We start from the raw sequence: 23,177 nt of genomic DNA on the forward strand, positions 1-23,177 counted from the left end.
ATTTAAGCATTAAAGTTATTCAGCGTAGCCTGGATTTTGTTTCAAATTAGGATTTGCCAGTAATTCGTCGGGGGCAATGGGGAATAAGAGATTGCGTTGCGGATCGGCGTCAGCAGCTTTTAATGCCCATTGTTTCAGAAATACGCCAAAGCGGATGAGGTCCTGCCGGCGCCAGCTTTCAAAATACAATTCCCGGCCTCTTTCGGCCAGTAAGGTAGTAGGGTCATATACGTTATTCGCATTTACCAGGGTGATAGTGGCCAGCGGAGTAGCTCCCCGGGCGGCTCTTAGTTCGTTTACGTACACCAGTGCGGCGCCCATATCGGCATTTGTTTGTCGCAATTTAGCTTCTGCCATCATTAACAGCACATCGCCATAGCGGAAGATCTGTAACTGGTTCCTTTGATTGCCACCGCTGTAAGCTTTATAATCGGGCGGATATTTAACGACCCTGATACCTGCTACTTCAAGCCGGCCTTTGTCAATTTCTACCAGGTTTACATCCGGTGTAAACGAAAGCGGATTTCCCTGGCGGTCTTTTATAGCCACTCCGGCTTCATTCATCTGCTGGCCCACTACCAGACCAGGTTTTAATCCTGATGAATCAGTTACACCGGTGTAAGCAACGCCACCCTTTCTGGAATCAGTTGTACCGAACGTATTGTAAAAATCAGCTACGGTAGTAAATCCATTCCAGCCGGCGCTGCCAAAGGTGTTGTTCTTATCCCAGGAGTTATAGTGCAGGGTCATCATCCAGCGGGCATTTACGCCGCCGCTATTGATACCGTTATTGGTAGCGGCTCCTGAATTTGGCCAGGAGAGGATCGATTCTTTGGCGGTGGTTGCATTGGTAGGGCCGAAATTATCGAAGTAATTGGGGGTAAGCGAATAACCTCCGCCCTGTATAGCTGTGCCCAGGGCAACCACCTGTTGCATATCGGCATTATCAAAAGTGGGCGTTTGTTTATTCAGAAAGGCGCCTTTATTCAACAGCACTTTCATTAACAAAAAACGCGCGGCATCGGGGCTGGCTTTATATGGTTTGTTGGCGGCTGATAACTGAGGAATAATGGCCGTCAAAGTATTCACCAGTGTATCCACGGCCTGTGCCGGGGTCATTACCGGAGCAGGCTCAAGGCTGTTGTAGGCATTTATTTCCCGGTAAGGCACCTGGCCATACAGGTCGAGCAAATAGAACTGTGACAGGGAACGCAGGAACAATGCTTCTGCCCGCTGACCGGCACTGGGATTAGCTGCGAGCACGGTGAGGGCTGCACTTTGCAAGCCACCCAGGCCATTGTACACACTTTTAAACTGGGCATGTATCACGTTCCAGGTATGGGCATGTAACACCCGCCAAACACCGTTGTCGTCCCAGTCACCGCCCCGCGTAGGGATCAATGCTTCGTCGGTGGTTGTTTCCTGTAAGGAGAATAACTGGTCCTGCGCGTGCATCAGCCCATTCATGCTGTTATAGGCTGCGTTGAGCAGGGAATTTACGTCAGCGTTTTGAGCACCGGTGGTAAAGCTATCATTCAGTTTCTGGTCCAGCTTCGTACAACCCATAACAGTCACCAACCCGAGTATCGATATATATTTAAGTTTCATTTTGTTTAGTTTAAGTTACGGTTATAATTGAAAGCTTACACCTAATAAGAAGGTCCTTTGGGTTGGGTAACCTATATAATCAACACCCAGTGACGGTACTCCATTCAATGCTTTATCAACATTCACTTCAGGATCGAAGCCCTTGTATTTTGAGATCACAAAGACGTTATTTACGGTAGCTGATACCCGCAGATTTTTTACCTGGTTACCAATATTGCCAAAAGTATACGACAGGCTGGCGTTGTGTAATTTCACATAACTGCCCTTTTCGAGGAAGCGGGTTGAGGTGGCAATGTTATTGGCAACATTCTCTGCAGAATTGGGCAGGTCTTCGGCTATATTACGGCCGCCAACTATATTTGAAATGTTCAGTACGCTCATGGCCGTATTGTTGTACAACTTGTTGCCGAACTGGCCATGCGCCCCCAGATTCAAATTCCATTTTTTATACCCAATATCTGTATTGAAACCCATGTATGCTTTGGGGTTAGGATCAGCCACATATTCGGGCGTTCCATTATTTTTATAAGTACCTATACCATCTTTATCAAATCCCAAAAACACGGGCAGCCAAAAAACGTTTAAAGGTTGGTCGTTGGCAATGGCTTCAGAATAGGCACCACTGGTTCCCTGACCATGCAAGGCACCTGTTAATAAATAAGGAGCCGTTCCTGCCTGCGGATACACAAACCTGTTCTTGAGGAAGGTTACGTTTCCGTTGGCACTCCAGGTAAAATCCTTATTGGTAATGATATCTGCACCAAGGCTAACTTCCACCCCATTATTCCTAACATAGGCATCCGTAATATTTATATACTGGCTGGCCCCGGGGAAGGGTTGCGAAATTGTTTTCAGGATAATAGGATCGGTTGTTTTCTTGTTGAAATAATCAACTGACCCATAGATCCTGCCGCCCATCAGCTGAAAATCGACACCGGCATTGATAGACTTTACTGTTTCCCATTTCAGATCGGGATTGCCAAAATGCAGCGTTGATAAAGTACCATTATTAGTATACTGGTATACGTCGAGTGCCGCATTGGCCGGGAATTCCTGGTTACCTGTTTCACCATAACCTACCCGTACTTTAAGAAAATTGATGACCTTCAGGTCCTTCATGAAATCTTCACTGCTCACTGTCCAGGATGCAGCAACTGAAGGGAAGTTGGCATATTTGTTATTGGAACCGAATTTGCTTGAGCCATCCCGGCGAATGGTAGCGGTTAAATTAAATTTGTCTTTAAATCCCAGGATCGCCCGGGCAAAGTAACTTTGAATTTCAACCAGCGGATCGCGGAACGAAGCGGCCTGTAAGTTACCCTGTTTTCCTGCAGCCATATTATCATAGTAATGTATTCCTGTGCGGCTGGTTTGCGTAAGGTTGTAAGGAAAATCATATACATAGGTGGTATTGCCCCAGTAATTGGTTTTCCAGTATTCGTACCCTATCAATGCATTCAGGGTAAAATCGTCGGAGAGGTCTTTGTTGAAATTAAGGGTGTGGGTAATTGTCTGTGATGATAAATTTCTTCCGTATACTGCGGCAAGCCCTTTTGCGTCGGCATCGCCGCCGGTACCCTTTATCCAGCCCTGGATCTCACCCTTTCTGTCGCCCCGGCCGTAGTTAAGGCCGTACAGGAACCGGTATTCCAGCCAGTTGGTAAACTTGTAACCAGCGTTTACATTTCCCAGCAGGGTAGTAATGTTTACATAGTCATTATAAGCGTCTGATATAGCCAGCGGATTAACCTGGCCGCTGGGGTTTGCCTGGTTATACGTTCCATCGCTGTGTTTCAATGGCAATGTTGGGTTCCAGATCAACGCCAGTGATATCAGGTTCCCATTACTGCCCGCATCCTGCGAAATGGGTGCCACCTGTTCCATAACCTGTGAAGCTGTAGCGCTAAAGTCAATACTTAACCTTTTATCGAAAAATTTATACTGCCCATTAAAGTTCCCGGTATACTTTTTTAGGTTGGTCTTTAAAATGATACCGTCCTGGTCGCCTGCAAAGAAAGAAGCGCGGTAACGGCCATTGTCATTTCCGCCGCTGAAAGCCAGTGAATAGTTTTGTGTGAAACCATGCCGGAGGATCTCATCAAATGGATTGATGCTGGCACCCGAATCAGATAAAGGAGCGTTGTACTTAGCCAGCGCAGCGCGGTACCCGCCTGCGTCCAGCACTTTTATCTTCCTCATTTCATCACTAAAACCGGCCGATGCATTGGCATCGATCTTCATTACGCCCGGAGTTCCCTTTTTAGTAGTGATCAATACAACCCCGTTTGCCCCGCGAGATCCATAAATCGCAGAAGCAGAGGCATCTTTTAATACCTGTACATCTGAGATTTCATTGGGGTTTATAAAAGTGAGGGGGTCACTCGCGGGTGTGGCACCTACACCGGAAGGTGAAAAATCCGGACGGGCAGTTCTTCCATCCAATGGGATCCCATCTACTACATACAAAGGGGTGTTACCCGTTCTGATGGAGTTGTTACCCCTGATCTTTACAATGGTAAGTCCACCCGGCTGACCACTACTGTTGGTGATCTGCAAGCCTGGTACCTTACCCTGCAATAACTGTTCAGGTGTATTGATCTGTCCTTTGTTAAATTCCTTGGCCGTAACCGAAGATACAGCCCCTGTCAGATCACGTTTTCTTGCCGTACCGTAACCAACAACAACCACTTCATTCAAGCTGGCGTTGCTTTCAACTAAGGTAACGTCAGCAGTAGTGTTTGTGGAAATATCCACATCCATGGCGGTAAAACCAACCGCACTAACGGTTAGCGTTTTGGTTGCCTCGGGAACTGCCAGTCTGAAGATCCCTTCGGCATTGGTAGTGGTTCCACCTTTGGAACCTTTAATAACAACAGAGGCCCCCGCAATACCGGTTCCCTTGCTGTCTTTGATACTACCCGTAATTTGTTTTGTTTGAGAATAGGCGGAGATAGAATAAATAGCAAATAATAAAGGCAGTGTTGCCTTTAGCAATCGTTTTGAGGGCATAATAGAAGTAGTTATTGGTTAAGAAACAATGATACCAATGTGTGACCTATACACAATTATACTTAATTTCTTAGACTCCAAAAAATAAAACCCGCTCCAGTCAATGCTTTCCGAAACTTAATTGCTACAGAATACAGCCTTAATACAAGAAGTTGTAATACAGTTACATGGCCAGGGACACTGACACGCATGTACCAGATTTATAGTAAGAATAGTGTGACTCTCTTTAAACAAGACACTCGCAACAAAAAAAAGCTGCATATTATGCAGCTTTTAAATATTGATAGTAATCACCTTATTTTTCGATAATGTTGGGTTATAGTACAGGCACAGGGGTTTGGGTCTTCTTCCCATTTGAAAAACGGGCGGCATTAAAACGGTATAGTTTTCCCGGACGGTGTGGAACATCCTGTTCCAGTTCATTCATATCTTCCAGCCAGTTCATCAGGAAGAACTTCTTACGGAAGTTACGGCGGTCCATTTTTACACCCAGAATGGCTTCATACAGGTTTTGTAATTCGCGGAGAGAGAACTTTTCGGGCAACAAATTGAAAACGATGGGATGTTCTTCAATTTTTGATTGCAGCCTTTCCAAACAGGTGTCGAGGATGGTCTTATGATCGAACGCAAGATTAGCGATCTCATTTACCGGATGCCAGTGCAACTCATTGTCTGTTAGCATGGGTTGATGGTCCTTGATATTGATCAGTGAATAATAGGCGGTGCTGATAACACGCCCGGCAGGGTGCCGGCTTACCTCACCAAAAGTATATACCTGTTCAAGATAAACATCATCAAGACCAGTGCGGTGCTTCAATACGCGGTATGAGGCGGTATCGAGGTTCTCATCGGGGCGTACCAGGTCACCAAGTAATGACCATTGGTTATTGAACTCTTCCAGGTCGGATTTAATAAGTAATACTTTCAGCTCGTTTTTGTCAAAACCAAAAATTACACAGTCAACAGAGATAGCGATCTGAAAAAACTCACGGTCTTCAGAGCGTAATTGAGTAATGGTTCTTTGTAATGCTGTTCCCATGGCTATAAGCAGATTGTCAGGGTTAAGAAATTGGTGATATAAACATAAAACCTGTCATGATCAGTCAACAGGCAGATTTGAAAAATCAAGCAAATTACAACTGGCAAATTACAACAAACGGGACGGGGCCGGTAAGGCGGTGATCATCTATTGCGTAAAGATATACTGATTGTTTCACTCCCGAACGGTTGTTAATTTTTTACTCCACTTGTTGACCACGGACATGTTTCAAATACCATACCTGTTTATGAAACCCAGGCCCAGCCGCAACTCGTTGCCTGTTAATTAGTTTTATAACTGTTAAGGCCATGGTCATATGGCCTTTTTTGAATAAAAGGGGCTATTTTGCCGGCTGGGGCGCATGTACTAATTGATTTTTATCAATATCCGTGACGCTCCAGTGGGTGACTAAAGACCGGCCTGTGAAACAGGGCATTGATTTAACTTCGCATAAAACAGTAATAACATACTTATGTATTCTCCCGACCAAACAAAAGCTTTACAAAAGCTGACTACCGGTTTAATGGAAAAGAACTCGCAAGGTCATATAACCGACAAAGACATTGAGTCACTGCGGGATGCATTGCGTTTCCATGAACACCGGTACTATATCCTGAACGATCCTTTGATTGCCGATTTCGAATACGACCAACTATATAAGGCACTCGAGAAACTGGAAACGGAGAACCCAGCATTACGTACACCTGATTCACCTACCCAGCGGGTAGCTAAAGAGCTTACCAAAGAGTTTCCAACAGTATCGCACCTGGTGCCTATGTTATCGCTCGATAACTCGTACAACGCCGATGACCTGGTTGACTTCGACCGCCGGGCAAGGGAACTGGCCAAAGTAGACGTGCTGGAATATTGTGTAGAACCCAAGTTCGACGGGGCCAGTATTTCATTGATATTTGAAAAAGACATGCTGGCACGCGGTGCTACCCGGGGCAACGGGGTACAGGGCGATGACATTACAACCAACATAAAACAGATCAGGTCTATCCCATTATCTGCAGCCATCTCAAAATATGGTCTCGAGCAGTTAGAGATCAGGGGCGAAGTGTTAATGACCAAACAAAACTTCAAGAAGTACAACGACCAGCTGGCCGAACAAAACCTGCCGCCACTGGCCAATCCCCGCAATGCGGCCGCCGGCACTTTGCGCATAAAGGACCCAAAGGAGGTGAGTAAACGAAACCTGGAAGCTTTTTTATACCATGTAAGTCATTATACCCAGTTACCCGGTAAAGACGTCGATCCTATACTGAATACCCACAGCGGTTGCCTGACCATGTTATGGGAACTTGGCTTCCGCAGCCCGTTGAAAGAAAAGAAAGTGCTGAATGGCATTGAAGCGGTAATTGCCTATTGTCATGAATTTGAGCAACAACGCGATGACCTGCCTTACGAGATAGATGGCATGGTAATAAAAGTGAACGACATTCACCTGCACGACGTGCTGGGTATGACCACCCATCACCCGCGCTGGGCCATTGCTTATAAATTCAAGGCACGTCAGGCTACCAGTAAATTAAGGGCCGTTGAATTTCAGGTTGGCCGTACCGGTTCGGTTACCCCTGTTGCCAAGATCGATCCCGTACCAATCGGTGGTGTTACAGTAGGTTCTATATCACTGTTTAACGAAGAAGTGATCAAAGACAAAGACCTGATGATAGGCGATACGGTACTGGTTGAACGGGCCGGCGATGTGATCCCTTACATTGTTAAATCACTGCCCGAACTGAGAACCGGTAATGAACAAAAGATTGTGTTCCCTACCCACTGCCCTGTGTGTGGAGATAAGCTCGAAAAGCCCGAAGAAGAGGCCGTTTGGCGTTGCAGCAACATCAACTGTGAGGCCCAGGTGGTGGAACGCATCATTCACTTTACCAGCAAAGATGCCATGGACATCAGAGGGCTTGGAGAAGCAAACATTCGTAAATTCTTTGCGCTAGGTTTTCTCAAAGACGTACCAGGCATATACGAGCTGCCATTTGATAACATCGGGACGTTAGAAGGATTTGGCAAGAAGAGCATCACCAACCTGCAAACCGCTATTGAAAATTCCAAAGCCCAGCCCATACACCGGCTGATATATGCCCTCGGTATCCGTTACGTAGGGGAAACAACCGCAAAAACGCTTGCCCATTCGGTTAAGCATTTGTTAGATTTAAAGGATTATTCGCTTGAAGAGCTCCAAAACCTTGAGGATATTGGGCCAAAAGTGGCTGGCAGTGTACATCAGTTTTTCCAAAATCCGGACAATATAGCTACCCTCCAAAAGCTTGAACAGCTGGGCCTGAAGCTGAAAAACGACAAAAAAGACCTGGTAACGGGAGGCAACCTGAGCGGCCAAACGTTTTTATTTACGGGCACCTTGCCCACGCTCAAGCGAAGTGACGCCGAAGCCATGGTTGAAACTAACGGAGGCAAGATTCTAAGCAGTGTTAGTGCCAATTTAACGTATCTGGTAGCGGGAGAAGAGGCAGGAAGTAAGCTCGAAAAAGCCAAAAAAATAACATCAATCAAGATTATAACCGAAGCCGAATTCCTGTCCCTTATACATCATTGATATGATTCTTATCAATTGTTTGAATTTCACATTTGTTTTTTTGTAACTTTAGCCAAAAGGAAAAGGCGATGATAAAAAAACTCCCCAACGAGGTGTGGAAACCACTACAGTTTCCAGGCTGGAAACACCTCCGTAAAAAGTATGCGTTATCCTCCATGGGACGCATAGCCAGCTACACAGAAGACGTTGTTGAAGACGGTAAACTTCTTCAGGGTTCTTTAACTACCGGTTACAGAACTTTGAACCTCCATCGTCCAGGCAACAACGGTACTCTGTACATTCACCGTGAGATTGCCCGGTTATTTCTGAAGAAAGCTTCACTTAAAAACAAGTATGTGATTCACATCAATCACAATAAGCTTGACAACGCAGTGAAGAACCTGAAATGGGCTACACTTGAAGAAATGATTGAACATCAGCAACACAGCCCCGCAAAAATTGCCTACAAAAAAGTACAGGCAAACAGAACCGAAGGCTTGAAGCTGAATGCGAAGCAGGTTCAAGGCATTAAAAAGATCCTCAACGACAAGAACCGGAAGATCACCATTAAAAAATTAGCGGAAAAATTTGGCGTCTCCGAGATGACCATGTACCGCATAAAAAGTGGTGAAAACTGGGGCAGGATCAAATAACGCCCGGTAATTAACGCAGACAATAAGTGGTGTGATTGTAAAGGCTAGCTTTCACACCACTTATTTTTTTATAGTGAGTTGTCACCTTCCCTTTCAACTTTCAACTTTAAACTGTTTTCCTTCTGTCTTTTGCCTTTTCTTTCTGCCCTCTGCCCGCTGCCTTTTGCCCGCTGTTTTTCCTACCTTTGCGCATGCTACAACCCTCCACATTAAAATTCCTTAAAGACCTTTCCAAGAACAATAACAAACCATGGTTCGATGCCCATCGTAAACAATACGACGATGCCAAAAAGGACTTTGAAACGTTTATCCAGGTTGTTATCGATAAACATGGTCTGAAAGACGAAACCATACGTGAACAGGAAGCCAAAAAAAGTATGTTCCGTATTAACCGCGACGTTCGCTTCTCCAAAGACAAATCACCTTACAAAAACAATATGGGCGCCAGCATCAAACGCGGCGGCCGGAAATCCATTTTTGCCGGTTATTATATTCATCTGGAACCGGGCCAAAGCTTTGTTGGTGGCGGTATCTGGATGCCCATGCCCACTGAAATGAAGAAAGTTCGCCAGGAAATAGACTACTGTTACGATGAATTTAAGAAGATCGTACAGGCAAAGAAATTCACCACTATTTATGGCGACCTGTACAAGGAAGAAGGCATTGGGTTAAGCCGGGTGCCTCAGGGGTTTGAAAAAGACAATCCCGCAGCCGAATATTTAAAGCTGAAAAGCTGGATCGCAATGCAATCTGTAAAAGATACCGAGCTCACTGTAAAAGACCTGGTTAAAAAAACCCTGGTGGCCTTCGAAACCCTGCAGCCGATGATCCAGTTCATCAATCGCTCTCTTGACAGTGCAGAATAATAGCATTAAATAAAAAAGAGGAATGTTAAAGGTTTACTTTTTCATTCCTCTTTTTTACGTTTTTATTTCAACAAACCTTTCCCCATCAGGTACTCAGCAATCTGAACCGCATTGGTAGCAGCACCTTTACGCAGGTTGTCGCTAACGATCCACATGTTGAGGGTATTAGGCTGGGTTTCATCCCGGCGTAATCTGCCTACAAACACTTCATCTTTTTCATGCGCATCCATTGGCATAGGATACTGCTGGTTAGCGGGGTCATCCACCACCACTACACCAGGAGCTGTTTGCAACAGCTGTTTTACTTCGCCCAGCTCATAATCTTTTGAGAATTCTACGTTCACGCTTTCGCTATGGCCACCCATAACAGGAATACGAACGGTGGTAGCAGTTACGCGAATAGCATCATCGCCCATGATCTTTTTGGTTTCGTTCACCATTTTCATTTCCTCTTTCGTATAGCCATTATCGAGGAATACGTCGATCTGGGGAATAACGTTCAGGTCAATGGGGTATTTATAAGCCATTGGGTATTCACCATTAGCGCTTTTCACTGCTTTCTGGCGTTCACCCATCAGCTGGTCAACCGCTTTTTTACCAGTACCGGTAACACTTTGATAAGTAGATACTACAATACGGTTAATGTTATATTTTTTATGCAAAGGTTGCAAAGCCACAACCATTTGAATGGTGGAGCAGTTGGGGTTGGCAATGATCTTGTCAGCTTCGCTCAGTACATGTGCATTTACTTCAGGCACCACTAATTTCTTAGAAGGGTCCATCCGCCAGGCCGAAGAGTTATCAATAACAGTGATGCCGGCTTCTGCAAATTTGGGCGCCCACTCCAGTGAGGTGCTGCCACCAGCTGAAAACAGCGCTACAGCAGGTTTTGCGGCAATAGCATCTGTCATGCTTACCACTTTGAACTTCTTTCCTTTGTACTCAACTTCCTTACCTACAGACTTTTCAGAGGCTACGGGTAATAATTCTGTAACCGGGAAATTACGCTCGGCCAATACCTGTAACATTTTGGTACCCACTAAACCGGTGGCACCTACAACCGCAACTTTCATGTTTTGCTCCTTTTGTTTTGTTTTTTTGGTTGAACACTCCCTTTTTCAGGTAAGCGTGTTAAAATAAAAAAGCCTTCCCGTTTTTGGGGAAGGCTCTTGAATATGTTGGTATACAAAGTAGTCCTTAACCTTCCCCGTGTATGGAGCTTGTCTTGGTAGTCTTTGTATGTTTCTTTATCACTTGCATTTCGAAGGCCAAAATTAATTCGCATTTGTTGTATGCCCAAATTTAATTTTTTGACCGTATTGGACTCAAAAACTAAAGTTATCCGACCAACTACCGGCTTATTCTATTAATATCTAATACATTTATTCCCCTTTTGGCCTGGCTCTGCTTAGATAGTATTAAAACTGTCTATAACCATGGTGCTACCTGTATTTCAACGTTTGCTGCCGTTTTTCGGCTGCCTGTTTTTTGCTGCAGTTTCTTTTGCGCAATTGCCCAATCGCTTCGATGTTGTCATCGATGAATTGCTGCCCGATCCCTCACCACCGGTTCAATTACCTAATGCGGAATTTATTGAACTGAAGAACGTTTCTACAACGGCTTATAATATCCGTAACTGGAAATTAAGCGATGGCAGTACTACGGCTACTATTGCCATCGGCTTTACATTACAGCCGGATAGTTTTGTTATTGTTTGTCCAAACAGTGCAGTCGACCTGTTTGCAGGCTTTGGTACAACCATTGGTGTAAGCAATTTCCCTTCCCTTAATAACGAGGCTGATGTTATTGCATTGTATGCCTCAGATGGCAGACTGGTTCATACGGTTGGTTATAATACCAGCTGGTACCAGAATGCAGTCAAGAGTGATGGAGGCTGGTCGCTGGAAATGATCGATACCAGAAATCCCTGTGCAGGCACCAACAACTGGAAAGCCAGTACCGGTAATATCGGTGGAACACCTGGTAAAAAGAACGCAGTGGATTACAATAACCCCGATGAACAACCACCGGCTCTGATAAGGACCACCACAACAGACAGCATCACGATTTCAGCATGGTTCGAAGAACCAGTGGATAGTAACTCTGCTGTAATTCCGGAAAACTATACTATTAATAATGGTGTAGGGCATCCCGTTTCGGCCAACCTTATTTCACCCTTGTGCACAGAAGTGGCATTGAACCTGGCCACAACATTAAATAACCAACTGGTCTATGGGTTAACCGTTCTCCATGTAAAAGATTGTGCGGGCAACGCAATAAACCAGTTGAACACCGCCAAAGCAGGTTTACCGGTTATGGCTGATAGCCAGTTCGTAGTTATCAATGAAATTCTTTTCAACCCGCCACCCAATGGGTTCGATTATGTTGAAATATACAACCGCAGTAACCGGGTCATCGATTTGAAACAGCTCTACCTGGCCACCCGCAATGGCACCCGTCAGTTAACCGGTATTACGCCGTTATACGCTACTTCCTGGTTATTATTTCCCGGTGAATACCGGGTGCTAACTGAAAACAAATATTGGTTACAGCAGCAGTACCTTATTAAAGATCCCGATTTAATTATTGAACTGTCAGCGCTTCCGTCGTTACCTGATGATAAGGGCACTCTTGTGTTGCTAAATATGCAGGGAATTATTGTTGATGAATTGCAGTATGATCACAACTGGCATTTCGGACTGATCAATGACGAAGAAGGTATTGCGCTGGAGCGGATCAATTACAATGGCCCAACGCAGGATAGATCGAACTGGGCGTCGGCCGCATCCACAACAGGCTTCGGCACGCCGGGTTATCCCAATTCCCAGCTTATGGGTGATGCCCAAATACAAGGACAGGTAACTATAAATCCTGCCGTTTTCTCTCCTGATAATGATGGGTTCAATGATTTTGCGGTGATCGATTATCAGTTGCCCGAGCCTGGCGTTGTGGCCAACATCCGTATTTATGATGCCAACGGCCGGCTGGTACGCTACCTGGTTCAAGGTGCTACTTTATCTGCCACGGGCCGCTTCCGCTGGGATGGGTTAGGCGACAGATCAAATAAGCTGCCCATCGGCACTTACATAGTATTAACTGAACTGTTTAATGCGCAGGGCAGAAAAAAGAAGTTTAAGCAAACTGTTACGCTGGCGAGGAGATTTTAGCGCTTATACATTGGAAATCAAAACCATTTAGCCATTATAATAACCGGAACAAAATGAGTAAATTTGAGAAATTGATGAAGAAACTGCTTTCTGGTTTTTCAGATCGAAATATGGACTTTGAAGAATTGAAATGTATATTATCAAAATTGGAATTCGAAGAAAGAATTAAAGGCAGTCATCAAGAGATCATTAACATTCAGCCTTCAAATGGGAAAGCCAAACCTTACCAGGTAAAGCAGGTAAGGGAATTGATTATTAAGTACAAATTAATATCAGATGAAGGAAAGTAAATACGAGATAATTATATACTGGAGCAAAGAGGATAATTCCTTTATTGCTGAAGTGCCCGAGCTGGCTGGTTGTATGGCCGATGGCAACTCCTATATGGAAGCCGTACAAAACGTGCAGGTTGTAATTAATGAGTGGATCGATGCTGCACTATCTCTTGGGCGTACAATACCAGAGCCTAAGGGCAAACTGATGTATGCCTGAATAAATCATTAAAAAGCAAAAACCTCCTCTCGAAGCATCGGGAGGAGGTTTCTATTTATTTTAGTTACCGGGGGCTGTCCTTCAAACCAGCTCAATATCAAAATTCACCAGCTCAACGAATTGTTGAATGCGGTTGTCGATGTCGGCGCGGGTGATCTCTTTCAGGCGTTGAGGACCAAATTTCTCTACGCAGAAAGAAGCCATAGCCGATCCTACTATAATACCCGTTTTCATGTTATCGAACGAGATGTCTTTAGTACGGGCGATATGACCAATAAAACCGCCGGCAAAAGTATCTCCGGCGCCTGTAGGGTCAAATACATCCTCAAGGGGCAATGCAGGCGCAAAGAACACCTGGTCTTTATGGAATAACAGCGCGCCATGTTCCCCTTTCTTGATGATCAGGTATTTGGGCCCCATTTTCAAAATTTCTTTCGCTGCTTTTACCAGGGAGAACTGAGCGCTCAACTGGCGGGCTTCGCTGTCGTTCAGCATCAGCACATCTACTTCTTTCAACACAGCTTCCAGCTCGGGCATTGCGGCTTCCATCCAGAAGTTCATGGTATCCATCACAATCAACTTGGGACGGGTTTTCATTTGTTTGATCACGCTCATCTGGATCTTGGGATCCAGGTTACCCAGCATCAGGAACTCCGCGCTTTGGTATGATTCAGGCACTTTAGGATCAAAGTCGAGCAATACGTTCAGATCGGTAACCAGTGTATCACGGCTGTTCATATCCATGTGGTAGCGGCCGCTCCAGAAAAAGGATTTTTTGTCGGGCACTACTTTAACGCCTTCCATTGTAACACCTCTTCTTTCCAGTTCCTGCATTTCATCATTGGGGAAATCGAATCCCACAATAGAGATCTGCTGAATAGGCTGAACAAAATTACTGGCCGCATAGGCTACATAAGTGGCAGATCCGCCTATAATAAGGTCGGTTTTGGCAAAAGGCGTTTCAATTGCATCAAAGGCCATAGTGCCCACAACGATCAAAGACATAAGCAAAATTTTAACCCCTGTAGCCCATCCCTATCAGACGGCACCGGGTGGATAGTTAAATTATTAATGAAGAAATAGGTGAAAACCGCTGCAAATGCCAGCTTCCGGCTGAAAGCAGGTGGTTGCGGCGTGCAAACCTACGCGAAATTTTGGATGTGTTGAAACAACCAGCAGGTTTTGGCTGACTATTTATTAACTTGCCGCCATCTGGTAACATTCGACCGCTGGTGATTGGTACTAATATATACAGCGTTCAACTACATTAACTACCGCATCCGTTCCACGGCTGCCATGATTATGACCCGCTTACAGCACTACTGCCCACTTGGTGTTATTGCCGATTACTCGTTAGTAGGCTAATTTTATTTTTTTACCCGTAATCATGTAAATCACGCTAACAATTGTTAGCATTTTATTATCTTTGACCCCCATTCATATGGCTAAAATTAAAAGGAACAGAAACGGTACAAGGAAAGATGTAATTATCGCCAAAGCAGCCAAGCTGTTTCGCGAAAAGGGTTTTAGTGCCACCTCCATGCGCGACCTGGCCGAACATGTGGGCGTAGAAGCTGCCAGCCTGTACAATCACATCAGCTCAAAAGCCGAGATCCTACAGGAGATCTGTTTTAAAACGGCGAATAATTTTATGTCGCACATCGAGGAAGTAGACGCCAACCCTAACAAAACCGCCATTGAAAAGATCCAGGAGATTCTCCGGTTCCATATAAAGCAAATGCTGGACAATTATGAAGAGGTATATGTAAGCGACCGGGAATGGAAACACCTTACCGATCCTTACTTATCGAACATGCAAAGCCAGCGCCGAGCCTACCGGCAACGCATTGCTTTGGTTATTGAAGAAGGAATTCGCAAAGGAGAAATAAAACCGATAGATGCCCCCACAGCCGTGTTGATCATGCTGCATGCGGTAAGTGGTATCGAAAGCTGGCACCGCAGTAAAAAGAAGATTGCCGGTGAAGTGCTGGAAGATAATATGGTGCAGATCCTGGTTGATGGCCTCCGTAAACAAGCATAGTTATTCACTAAAAATTCGCCCTTTTGGCTACGCATTTTCATCAATTGACGATTGCAGATATCAGAAAAGAAACGCCCGATTGTGTGTCTATCGCATTTGAGGTGCCTGATGATCTGAAAAACGACTACCTGTTCAAACATGGCCAAAACCTCACCTTACGTACAGTAATAAATAATGAGGAGGTTCGCCGTTCGTATTCGATATGTAGCTGTCCTGCCGAAAATGAATTACGCGTAGCCATTAAAAAAGCCCCCTACGGCAAATTCTCCAGCTGGGCCAATAATATGCTCAAAAAGGGCGATGTGATGGAAGTAATGCCGCCCACCGGCACCTTCTTTACCGAACTCAGTTCAGCTCATAAAAAGAGGTACCTGGCCTTCGCCGCCGGCAGTGGTATTACTCCGGTGATCTCTATTATTAAAACCACCCTGCTCACTGAACCTGACAGCTCATTTACCCTGGTATATGGCAATCAGCACCGGAACAGCATAATATTTAAAGAACAACTCGAAGCATTAAAGAATATATACATCAACCGGCTGGCTATTCACTATTTGCTAAGCCGCGAACAAACTGAAGCGGTTATTTATTCCGGTCGCATTAACGAGGAGAAATTATCCCTGTTAAGCGATAAGCTCATCGATGTGCCCGGTATGGATGACATCTTCATCTGCGGCCCCGAACAAATGATCTTCACCGTAAAAGGCTGGTTGGAACAACAGGGCATCGATAAGAAAAAGATTCATTTCGAACTGTTCACCACGCCGGGGGAAAAAACCGAAGGCAGAGGGCAGAGGGCAGAAGGCAGAAATGAAGAAAGCGCTAATGACATAAGCAAGGTCACCGTGAAGTTGGATGGTATTTCCTTTGACTTTCAACTTCCTTATGATGGCGAAACCGTACTGGAAGCTGCCCTGCAACAGGGCGCCGACCTGCCTTTCTCCTGTAAGGGAGGGGTATGCAGCACCTGCAAGGCCAAACTTATTGAAGGCAAGGTAGATATGGATACCAACTATGCCCTGGAACAGGAAGAAGTAGACGCCGGTTTCATTCTTACCTGTCAAAGCCACCCCCGCAGCGAAAGAATTGTCATCGATTTCGATATTAAATAAGTAAAAATTATCAACATCTTCAGCCAGCTGGCGAAATTGTCGATTTCCGTAGCTCCCCAACCTTATCTTCGCGGCCTCAAAAACAGGTTATGACCGGAATTGATAGTGTACAGCTGGAACAGGTGATCGTTCATAAAGTGGGGAATCCCTCCCGGGGTGAAGAATTAAAGCTCTCTTTAAACCCACTCACACTGAATGACGACATGGTAAGAGGCCTGCTTACCAAATATTTCCTGGGGGCATTTAATGAAAATGAGACTTACCATTTTACCCACCTCAGCGACGTAAATATGAATGAGGTGTATACCTTCGTTCGTAAGATCTTCGAGGAACGGGAAAGCTTTACCGAGCAGTCTGCTTTACTGGCCCAATTCCTGTACAGCAAATCAACACATGTAAAAGTAAAAGAAGGGGAGCTGTATGTAGTGAAGTTCAACGATGTGCCTTTTGAAGGCGATTTCATAAGAGCCGTTGGCATCTTCAAATCAGAAACCAAAGAAACCTTTCTGAAAGTATTTCAACACGGCCCAAGCTGGGAAGTGATACAGGAAGAAGGCGTAAACATCAATAAACTCGATAAAGGCTGCCTCATCTTTCACACCAACACCAATGAAGGATTTAAAGTAAGCGTGGTTGATGCTACCAATAAACAAAACGATGCCCAGTACTGGATCACCGATTTTTTACAGGTAACACCCTATGCAGACGATTATCACAATACGGATAAATACCTCAGCCTCTGCAAGAGTTTTATCACCAATGAATACCCCGAGAAATTCGACGTATCCAAAAGCGATCAGATAGATATGCTGAACCGCTCCATGGAATACTTTAAAACCAAGGAGAATTTCAGTATCGATGAGTTTACCAACGAAGTTATTCACCACCAGGAAGTGGTTGATACCTTCATGGACTATAAAAAGAACTTCGAATCGGCCAAAAACTTTGAGATCCAGGATGAGTTTGCCATTCACGTATCGGCAGTAAAACAACAACAACGCGCTTTCAAAACGGTATTAAAGCTCGACAAGAACTTCCACATCTATATTCATGGCCGCCGCGATCTTATTGAAAAAGGAGTTGATGAAATGAGTGGGAAGAAATACTATAAGTTGTTCTTTGATGAGGAGACTTAGAAAATGAGCCATCCGCCGGCCGGCGGGTAACCCACCTACTTCAGTGCTTTAAAGAAACGTTCTACATCCAACACTTCAGCCGGCGTGAGCGTTTCGTTATTGTCGTATTTAGCTTTCAAAAAAACAACCCGTTTGTGCTCCGGGTATTTAGCCAGTATGGCTTCCATCAATTGACCCATGCGTTCATCTTTCTCGTACATGGGTTTGGGTGCGGGTGGCGCTGATTTATACCGGGTAGGGCGTTTCAATATCATCGCTTCCAGCGTGGCCAGCTTGGCAACGGGAATTGATTTTACCTTCTGCGACTTGTTATAAATTCCTTCCAGTTGTTTTTTACTTAATCCACCCCGTTCCTGGTACTGCTGATACAGGCTTTGCACAAAAGTGGAATGTGGTTGCGCTATCAGCAATGCTTCCAGCACATCCTTCACAACGTCCACATCTATTTTCTTCCGTTCCATATTATTCTTTTTCCTTATTCATTTACAGGTAGGGGTTGCCGTTTTTCGCCCCCACCCAATCGATTGACACTCTGCAAAGGTAACCTGTATTATGATGTAATCATTAAATGCAGTTCCAGTGCGGGTTTTTGCGGCAATAAAGTCCTGAAATATCGCAAACTTTTGCAACATACAAAGCAAAATCGACGACACCTGCTAAAATAACCTACCAGGAAATAACAGTCAAACGCTAAAGCTTATTAAATTATAACATCAGTTGATTAAAATTGTAAAAGAGTCCCACCAACGGGACTCTTTTTTATATAAAAGTCTTATTGGATTGGAAAGGTGCTAAGGCTATAATGGAGATTACCGATTTTTAACAGGATGCAGTGGATTGGGTCTTGCCCGACAAGAATAAGTTCTTTAAAGAACGAAGATATTCGATGGCTTTCCGGCTAATAATTACTAATAACAGCTGCTTAACAACTCGCTTTCTCTTTCGGTATCGAAGATCCACATCAATACCGGTTTCGAATCTTTTTTAATGATCGTACTCACCTCATTCAGGAAAGTATTGGATATAGTTGGTGAACCTTTACTTTGAAATATGGGGTGTTCCATTTCATTTTCAGGAATAGTATCCATGGCATGTAATACGATGGATCTTTTGCTGGCATTACTATTGCTTTCCTGTAAACCATACAACTTATAAGAAGCACCACCAACACTCGTATCTGATTTACCAACTTCATATATTCCAAGTGAGGTACAATTACTACCCGGTACATTTGAATAGGTTTTATTAGGGGTTTGGGGCTCTCGTCCCCGCCCATGCGACACAATACCCCGGTCGATTATTACCATCGATGACAGATCAATGACGAAAAATCTTTTCTTTCCCGATTTCATTCCCATATTTATCAGGAACCCATATTCCGTACTGTATCCATTCAATTTTGCATATTCCTCCAGCTTTTCCGCTTTGTCTATCAACTGCATATAATTATAATCATCCAGGCCGGTTTCTTTTTGCATGGCAACTGCGTTCTTTGTGCCGGCAACAGCATTGGCTTTTATAAAAACCGGGAGAGTAGTTTTTTTCCTTGTAATACGGATCTTTGTTTTGATTTTTACCAGCTTCTTGCAGGCAGAATTGGCGACAGCTGCAAGGAGGGGATGTTTTATCGGCTTGACAAATCTCTTATGCGTTGCAATTACGCTGTTATTATCTTCAATAGTTCTCGTTTTTTCTACATGGTTACTTAATACAAAGGAGGCGAATCCTAAAAAAATGTTGGCCGCTCCTAAAACGATTAGAGTTTTCATACTGGCAGAATTTATGTATGTATTTAAAAGGGGTTATAACACCGTATCACAAACTGCATACCATGCCAATTAAAAACATTGTCTGAAAAATTAGTCGCCAGCAGGCGCCGGCATTAAACTTTGGTAGTTAAATTTTTAGCGGATGGGAAATTTGTTGAGAATCCAAATGCGAATAATGTACACATTTAACGAAAAAGACATTCTTTTTTCCTGATTCAGGATAAAAGAATGTCTTTTTGGGAAACGTCCCACAATGACTACATATAATTACTTACCCTTCCTGTAATAACGGATTTGCTTCTGCTACCTGTTCTTTCAATTCCTTAATAGTCATGTTGTATAATACGCTATGTCGGTTTTGCACACGCTGCACCAGGTGTACGTGGGCTATAAAGTTTTGTACAATGGCGATCTTATCACTGGGTGTTACTACCAGTAACTGCAGGTGTAACTGTTTACACAATTCCATCAGGTAAGTGGCTTTTTCCTCATCCTGGTTACTGAAGCTTTCATCCACAGCAATAAAGCGTAAGCTCCGGCTGTTCTTTCCTTCGCGCGTAATACCAAACTGGTAAGCAATGGCGCTACACAAAATGGTATAGGTCAACTGTGCTTTTTCACCACCCGATAACTGTCCCATTTGCCGGTAAGTTTTCTTTATCTCATCGGTATTACGGAACCTTTCATCGGCCCAGAACTCAAACCAGTTACGCACATCCATTACTTTATTACGATAGCTTTCATTTTTATCCAGCTCATCTATCAACGGTTGTACTTTCTGGGTAAAGTGTTTCGATTTTTCTTCAAAGCTGCTTTGTTGCCAGTTGGCCGCCTGTGGCAATGCATCCAGCAACCGGCCCCTGAATTCTTTGATATCCGTTCCCGAAGGCACTGGTCTTTTACCTAATTGAATATAGGTATCGGGCAGGCGGTTGAAATTAATGCCACCCAACGACTGGTTCAACCGGGTTACGCTGTTGTTGATATCACGTTCCCATCTTTCCATTTCTTCATTCAGGCCACCGATCTTGTATGTTATGGTATCGTTGATGAAGCTTTCAAAATCGCGTTTGTATTTGGGTAGGTTCTCATGCACCAGCTTGCCTAACCAATCGATATATTCATTGGCGTAGGCGGCATCTTCAGGCAGGTGTTGTACATCGCCGTCCCACTCGGGTGAGAACTTACTTTTTAATTCCGTAGAAGGGTTCTTGATGCGATTGATACATTTGTTCAGCTGGTTTTCTTCTTTATGCAACTCATCCCGTTGCTTTTCATTCAAACGCGTTTGTTTTGCTTTCAGCCCTTCGTACACTTCATCTATGTTCTGCAAAGTAATCTCCGAAAGCAGGGCAGCCTGTTGCTGCTGAAACTGCAACAATCCGTCTTTATCTGATTCGCTGACGTGTTGCAACAAAGGCTGTAGCGCTTCCTGTTGTTTCTGGTACTGCTGTGTACGGTCTTTCAACCTGGTTTCATCGATCAACAATTGACCACGCTGACTTTCCGCTTCATCTCTTTTTTGCTGAATATCTATCAGCTGTGCTTTTAAATTATCCAGCTCTTTATTGGCTTTGCGCAATCCGTTTATTTGCTCCTGTAATTTATGTATGCCGCGTTGAATACCTGTCATGTCCAGGTCGGCAAAACCCTTATGTTCGCGAATACGGGTAATGGCGTAGAACTGTTTTTGCAGCCTCTCTGCTTTGCTTTTACATTTCTCCAGCGTTTCATTGGCCTTTACAACCAGATCGGCAAACTGATTCCTGCGTTTTATCAGAAAGTCTTTTTTCTTCTCGTTGTTCCAACCCATTACATACTTACTGGGGTCGTGTTTCCCGTTCCGGTCGTCTTTCTCATGGCGCGATTTGTTTTTTACCAGTCCATTTAAGGTGATCGCCTTTTCGTAGCGGTCCAGTGTTTTTTCATCGGTAATACAAACGTGGTTAAACTGCCAGATGATCTGTTGTTCTACCCAGCTGCTCAACGGGCTGTCTGGATGAAACTCCAGTTTCTCATACACCGTATCCCGCTCAGGATTTTGGATCATTGGGTTATCGGTCACATGCTCGTACACCAACCGCATGCCCAGGTGATTATTGTTGATGTACTTGTTTACTTTTTTATAGTATTTATCCGGCACCAGCAAACGAAGCGAGAATGTGCGCAATAACTTTTCCAATGCCGGTTGCCACTCAGAACAATCTGACCGTACCTGCATCAACTCCCCAATGTAAGGCAGCTCATTTTGATCGAGGTTCAATGCGTCGCATAACTGCTTGCGTATACTGATGAGGTTAGAGGGCATGTTGTTCTTGCTATGCAGCAGGTTATTCAACTCATCTTCTACCTTTTTCTTATCCGCATCTGATTTTTCTTTGGCGCGCTTGGCCGAATATTCATCTTCTTCGTTCAGGCGTTGTTTGGTTTCCAGTTCCAGCTTTTTACGATTGGCCTCTTTGGCTATTCGCTGGTAAGTGGCTTCGTCCGCAGGTTGTTTTTCTTCCAGGTGTAATTCCTCACACCAGCTGGCAAACAGGGCCAGTTCCTGTGTGGCTTCCTGTTTTTTTAATTCCAGGTCCTGTACATCTTTTTCCAGCTGCTGCATGCGCTGACCGGCCTTGTTCTGGTCGATCTGGTTTTTGATCATTCGTTCCTCTTCCTGCAACTGATCGTAGGTTAATTTAACGATCTGTTGCTTTTGCTGAATGTCATGTATGCTGGCGTCGCTTTCTTCTATAGCCTGTTGTAATAATTCATTCCGGGTATAGCTGTTCCAGATCCTGGCGGTTTGCAGCAGCTGCTCACTTTCTTCAATTTCGTTCTTTAACTTATTATAAGCCGTGAAATGCTGCTCTATCGGTTGTAACAGTTTTATCTGTTCTTCAGCTTTTTCAATATTGCGGCGGGCATCCAGCAGGGTGGCCAGGTGTTTCTTCAGGTCCTGGAACGACTCTTCCATATTCCGTGGCTCCAGCATGTGGGTGCGAATAAACTCGTCGAGGTTACCCAGCACTTTAATACCTACGGTTTGGTTAAACAGCTGCAACGCCTGTACACTTTGCATCCCTAATACATGCACCAGTTGCTGGGCATATTTGCTGGCTGCATCGAACCACTCAATTTGTTTACGGCTGCCTTTATTGTACTTCTGATCGAGCGCTTTTTTCCATTGGCCATTCAGGTCAAACGGTTTAAAGTCTTCATCTATGCGCAGGGCTTTATGGGCAATGCCAAACAACCTTCTCATATCGCCGCCTGAAAAGTATCGGACCTGAAAAAGGGTAACAGCCTGTTCTGCTTCATTGGCAAAATGCGCCAGCAGAATGCTATAGGCTTCGTCTTTATTTTCGCGCAGGTACAGGGTTTTCAATGAACCGGTGCTTTCGCTGTTCATAGAGCCATAGCCCCCCATTACATATGTTTCTTCTGTACGATCGCCCTTTTTTTCACTACCGCTACTCTGGTTATAAAAACGGTAGCGCTTCTCTGGCACTATCAGGGTAAGCAGCGCATCCACAAAAGTGGTTTTACCACTTCCGTTGGCGCCGGTCAATAAACTGGTTTCACCCATGGGACGGATGCTGTGCACCACGTCATCAAAGGTTCCCCAGTTGAATATTTCCATGTATTGTAACCGAAATCCGCTCTTTTGACTATCAGTACTAAAAACGCTTAACTGCATAATTCCAAGTTAATGGTTGAAAGTTTTAAGTTCAAAGTATAAAGAAGCC

17 protein-coding genes are annotated in these 23,177 nt (G+C 44.4%); 9 read left to right on the forward strand and 8 right to left on the reverse strand.

Annotation, left to right across the window (positions count from 1 at the left end):
- Nucleotides 1–15: 15 nt before the first annotated feature.
- From BMX95_RS29990 to BMX95_RS30000, 3 genes are all read right to left on the reverse strand, one after another.
- Nucleotides 16–1,608, reverse strand: a complete 1,593-nt coding sequence (locus tag BMX95_RS29990; protein ID WP_081200291.1) for a RagB/SusD family nutrient uptake outer membrane protein — start codon at nucleotides 1,606–1,608, stop codon at nucleotides 16–18.
- A 21-nt stretch (nucleotides 1,609–1,629) separates the two neighbouring features.
- Nucleotides 1,630–4,617, reverse strand: coding sequence for a SusC/RagA family TonB-linked outer membrane protein (locus tag BMX95_RS29995; RefSeq protein WP_081200292.1), 2,988 nt, complete (start codon nucleotides 4,615–4,617; stop codon nucleotides 1,630–1,632).
- A 316-nt stretch (nucleotides 4,618–4,933) separates the two neighbouring features.
- Nucleotides 4,934–5,656, reverse strand: a complete 723-nt coding sequence (locus tag BMX95_RS30000; protein ID WP_081200293.1) for an NUDIX hydrolase — start codon at nucleotides 5,654–5,656, stop codon at nucleotides 4,934–4,936.
- Nucleotides 5,657–6,128: 472 nt separating this feature from the next.
- Between BMX95_RS30000 and ligA the strand changes: the two genes are divergently transcribed.
- The 3 genes from ligA (at nucleotide 6,129) to BMX95_RS30015 (ending at nucleotide 9,726) form a co-directional block, all read left to right on the forward strand.
- Nucleotides 6,129–8,228: an NAD-dependent DNA ligase LigA gene (gene ligA / locus BMX95_RS30005; RefSeq protein WP_081200294.1), complete on the forward strand. Its 2,100-nt coding sequence runs from the start codon at nucleotides 6,129–6,131 to the stop codon at nucleotides 8,226–8,228.
- A 68-nt stretch (nucleotides 8,229–8,296) separates the two neighbouring features.
- Nucleotides 8,297–8,860, forward strand: coding sequence for an NUMOD4 domain-containing protein (locus BMX95_RS30010; RefSeq protein ID WP_081200295.1), 564 nt, complete (start codon nucleotides 8,297–8,299; stop codon nucleotides 8,858–8,860).
- Between the two features lie 191 nt (nucleotides 8,861–9,051).
- A complete protein-coding gene (locus BMX95_RS30015) occupies nucleotides 9,052–9,726 on the forward strand; it encodes a DUF2461 domain-containing protein (protein ID WP_081200296.1) in 675 nt (224 codons plus the stop codon).
- Between the two features lie 62 nt (nucleotides 9,727–9,788).
- Here BMX95_RS30015 and BMX95_RS30020 read toward each other — a convergent pair whose 3' ends face one another.
- Nucleotides 9,789–10,799: an aspartate-semialdehyde dehydrogenase gene (locus tag BMX95_RS30020; RefSeq protein WP_081200297.1), complete on the reverse strand. Its 1,011-nt coding sequence runs from the start codon at nucleotides 10,797–10,799 to the stop codon at nucleotides 9,789–9,791.
- A 363-nt stretch (nucleotides 10,800–11,162) separates the two neighbouring features.
- Between BMX95_RS30020 and BMX95_RS30030 the strand changes: the two genes are divergently transcribed.
- The 3 genes from BMX95_RS30030 to BMX95_RS30040 are packed head-to-tail and all read left to right on the forward strand — an operon-like array spanning nucleotide 11,163 to nucleotide 13,385.
- Complete coding sequence (locus BMX95_RS30030; protein ID WP_081200301.1) at nucleotides 11,163–12,893, forward strand: lamin tail domain-containing protein; 1,731 nt, start codon at nucleotides 11,163–11,165, stop codon at nucleotides 12,891–12,893.
- Nucleotides 12,894–12,946: 53 nt separating this feature from the next.
- Nucleotides 12,947–13,183: a toxin HicA gene (locus tag BMX95_RS30035; protein ID WP_081200303.1), complete on the forward strand. Its 237-nt coding sequence runs from the start codon at nucleotides 12,947–12,949 to the stop codon at nucleotides 13,181–13,183.
- A complete protein-coding gene (locus BMX95_RS30040; protein WP_081200305.1) occupies nucleotides 13,170–13,385 on the forward strand; it encodes a type II toxin-antitoxin system HicB family antitoxin in 216 nt (71 codons plus the stop codon). Before BMX95_RS30035 ends, BMX95_RS30040 begins: the two co-directional genes overlap by 14 nt.
- A gap of 81 nt (nucleotides 13,386–13,466) precedes the next feature.
- On the opposite strand, the gene BMX95_RS30045 is transcribed toward BMX95_RS30040, so the two are convergent.
- On the reverse strand, nucleotides 13,467–14,390 hold the full coding sequence (locus tag BMX95_RS30045) for a PfkB family carbohydrate kinase (protein ID WP_081200307.1): 924 nt from the start codon (nucleotides 14,388–14,390) through the stop codon (nucleotides 13,467–13,469).
- A 436-nt stretch (nucleotides 14,391–14,826) separates the two neighbouring features.
- Between BMX95_RS30045 and BMX95_RS30050 the strand changes: the two genes are divergently transcribed.
- From BMX95_RS30050 to BMX95_RS30060, 3 genes are all read left to right on the forward strand, one after another.
- Nucleotides 14,827–15,426 carry a TetR/AcrR family transcriptional regulator gene (locus BMX95_RS30050; protein WP_081200309.1) on the forward strand — a complete coding sequence of 200 codons (600 nt, stop codon included), beginning with the start codon at nucleotides 14,827–14,829 and terminating at the stop codon, nucleotides 15,424–15,426.
- A gap of 23 nt (nucleotides 15,427–15,449) precedes the next feature.
- The gene (paaE, locus tag BMX95_RS30055) at nucleotides 15,450–16,538 is read left to right on the forward strand and encodes a 1,2-phenylacetyl-CoA epoxidase subunit PaaE (RefSeq protein WP_081200311.1); all 1,089 of its coding nucleotides are present in this window, start codon (nucleotides 15,450–15,452) and stop codon (nucleotides 16,536–16,538) included.
- An 89-nt stretch (nucleotides 16,539–16,627) separates the two neighbouring features.
- Entirely contained in the window at nucleotides 16,628–17,674 is a 1,047-nt protein-coding gene (locus BMX95_RS30060) for a nucleoid-associated protein (protein WP_081200313.1), read from the forward strand.
- A 35-nt stretch (nucleotides 17,675–17,709) separates the two neighbouring features.
- On the opposite strand, the gene BMX95_RS30065 is transcribed toward BMX95_RS30060, so the two are convergent.
- The 3 genes from BMX95_RS30065 to BMX95_RS30075 all read right to left on the reverse strand — a co-directional run bounded on the left by BMX95_RS30065 (nucleotide 17,710) and on the right by BMX95_RS30075 (nucleotide 23,128).
- Nucleotides 17,710–18,135 carry a hypothetical protein gene (locus tag BMX95_RS30065; protein ID WP_081200315.1) on the reverse strand — a complete coding sequence of 142 codons (426 nt, stop codon included), beginning with the start codon at nucleotides 18,133–18,135 and terminating at the stop codon, nucleotides 17,710–17,712.
- Nucleotides 18,136–18,582: 447 nt separating this feature from the next.
- On the reverse strand, nucleotides 18,583–19,443 hold the full coding sequence (locus BMX95_RS30070) for a murein L,D-transpeptidase catalytic domain-containing protein (protein ID WP_081200317.1): 861 nt from the start codon (nucleotides 19,441–19,443) through the stop codon (nucleotides 18,583–18,585).
- A 271-nt stretch (nucleotides 19,444–19,714) separates the two neighbouring features.
- A complete protein-coding gene (locus BMX95_RS30075) occupies nucleotides 19,715–23,128 on the reverse strand; it encodes an ATP-binding protein (protein WP_081200319.1) in 3,414 nt (1,137 codons plus the stop codon).
- Nucleotides 23,129–23,177 lie beyond the last annotated feature (49 nt).

This window comes from Niastella yeongjuensis (assembly GCF_900110245.1).
Taxonomy (GTDB): domain Bacteria; phylum Bacteroidota; class Bacteroidia; order Chitinophagales; family Chitinophagaceae; genus Niastella; species Niastella yeongjuensis.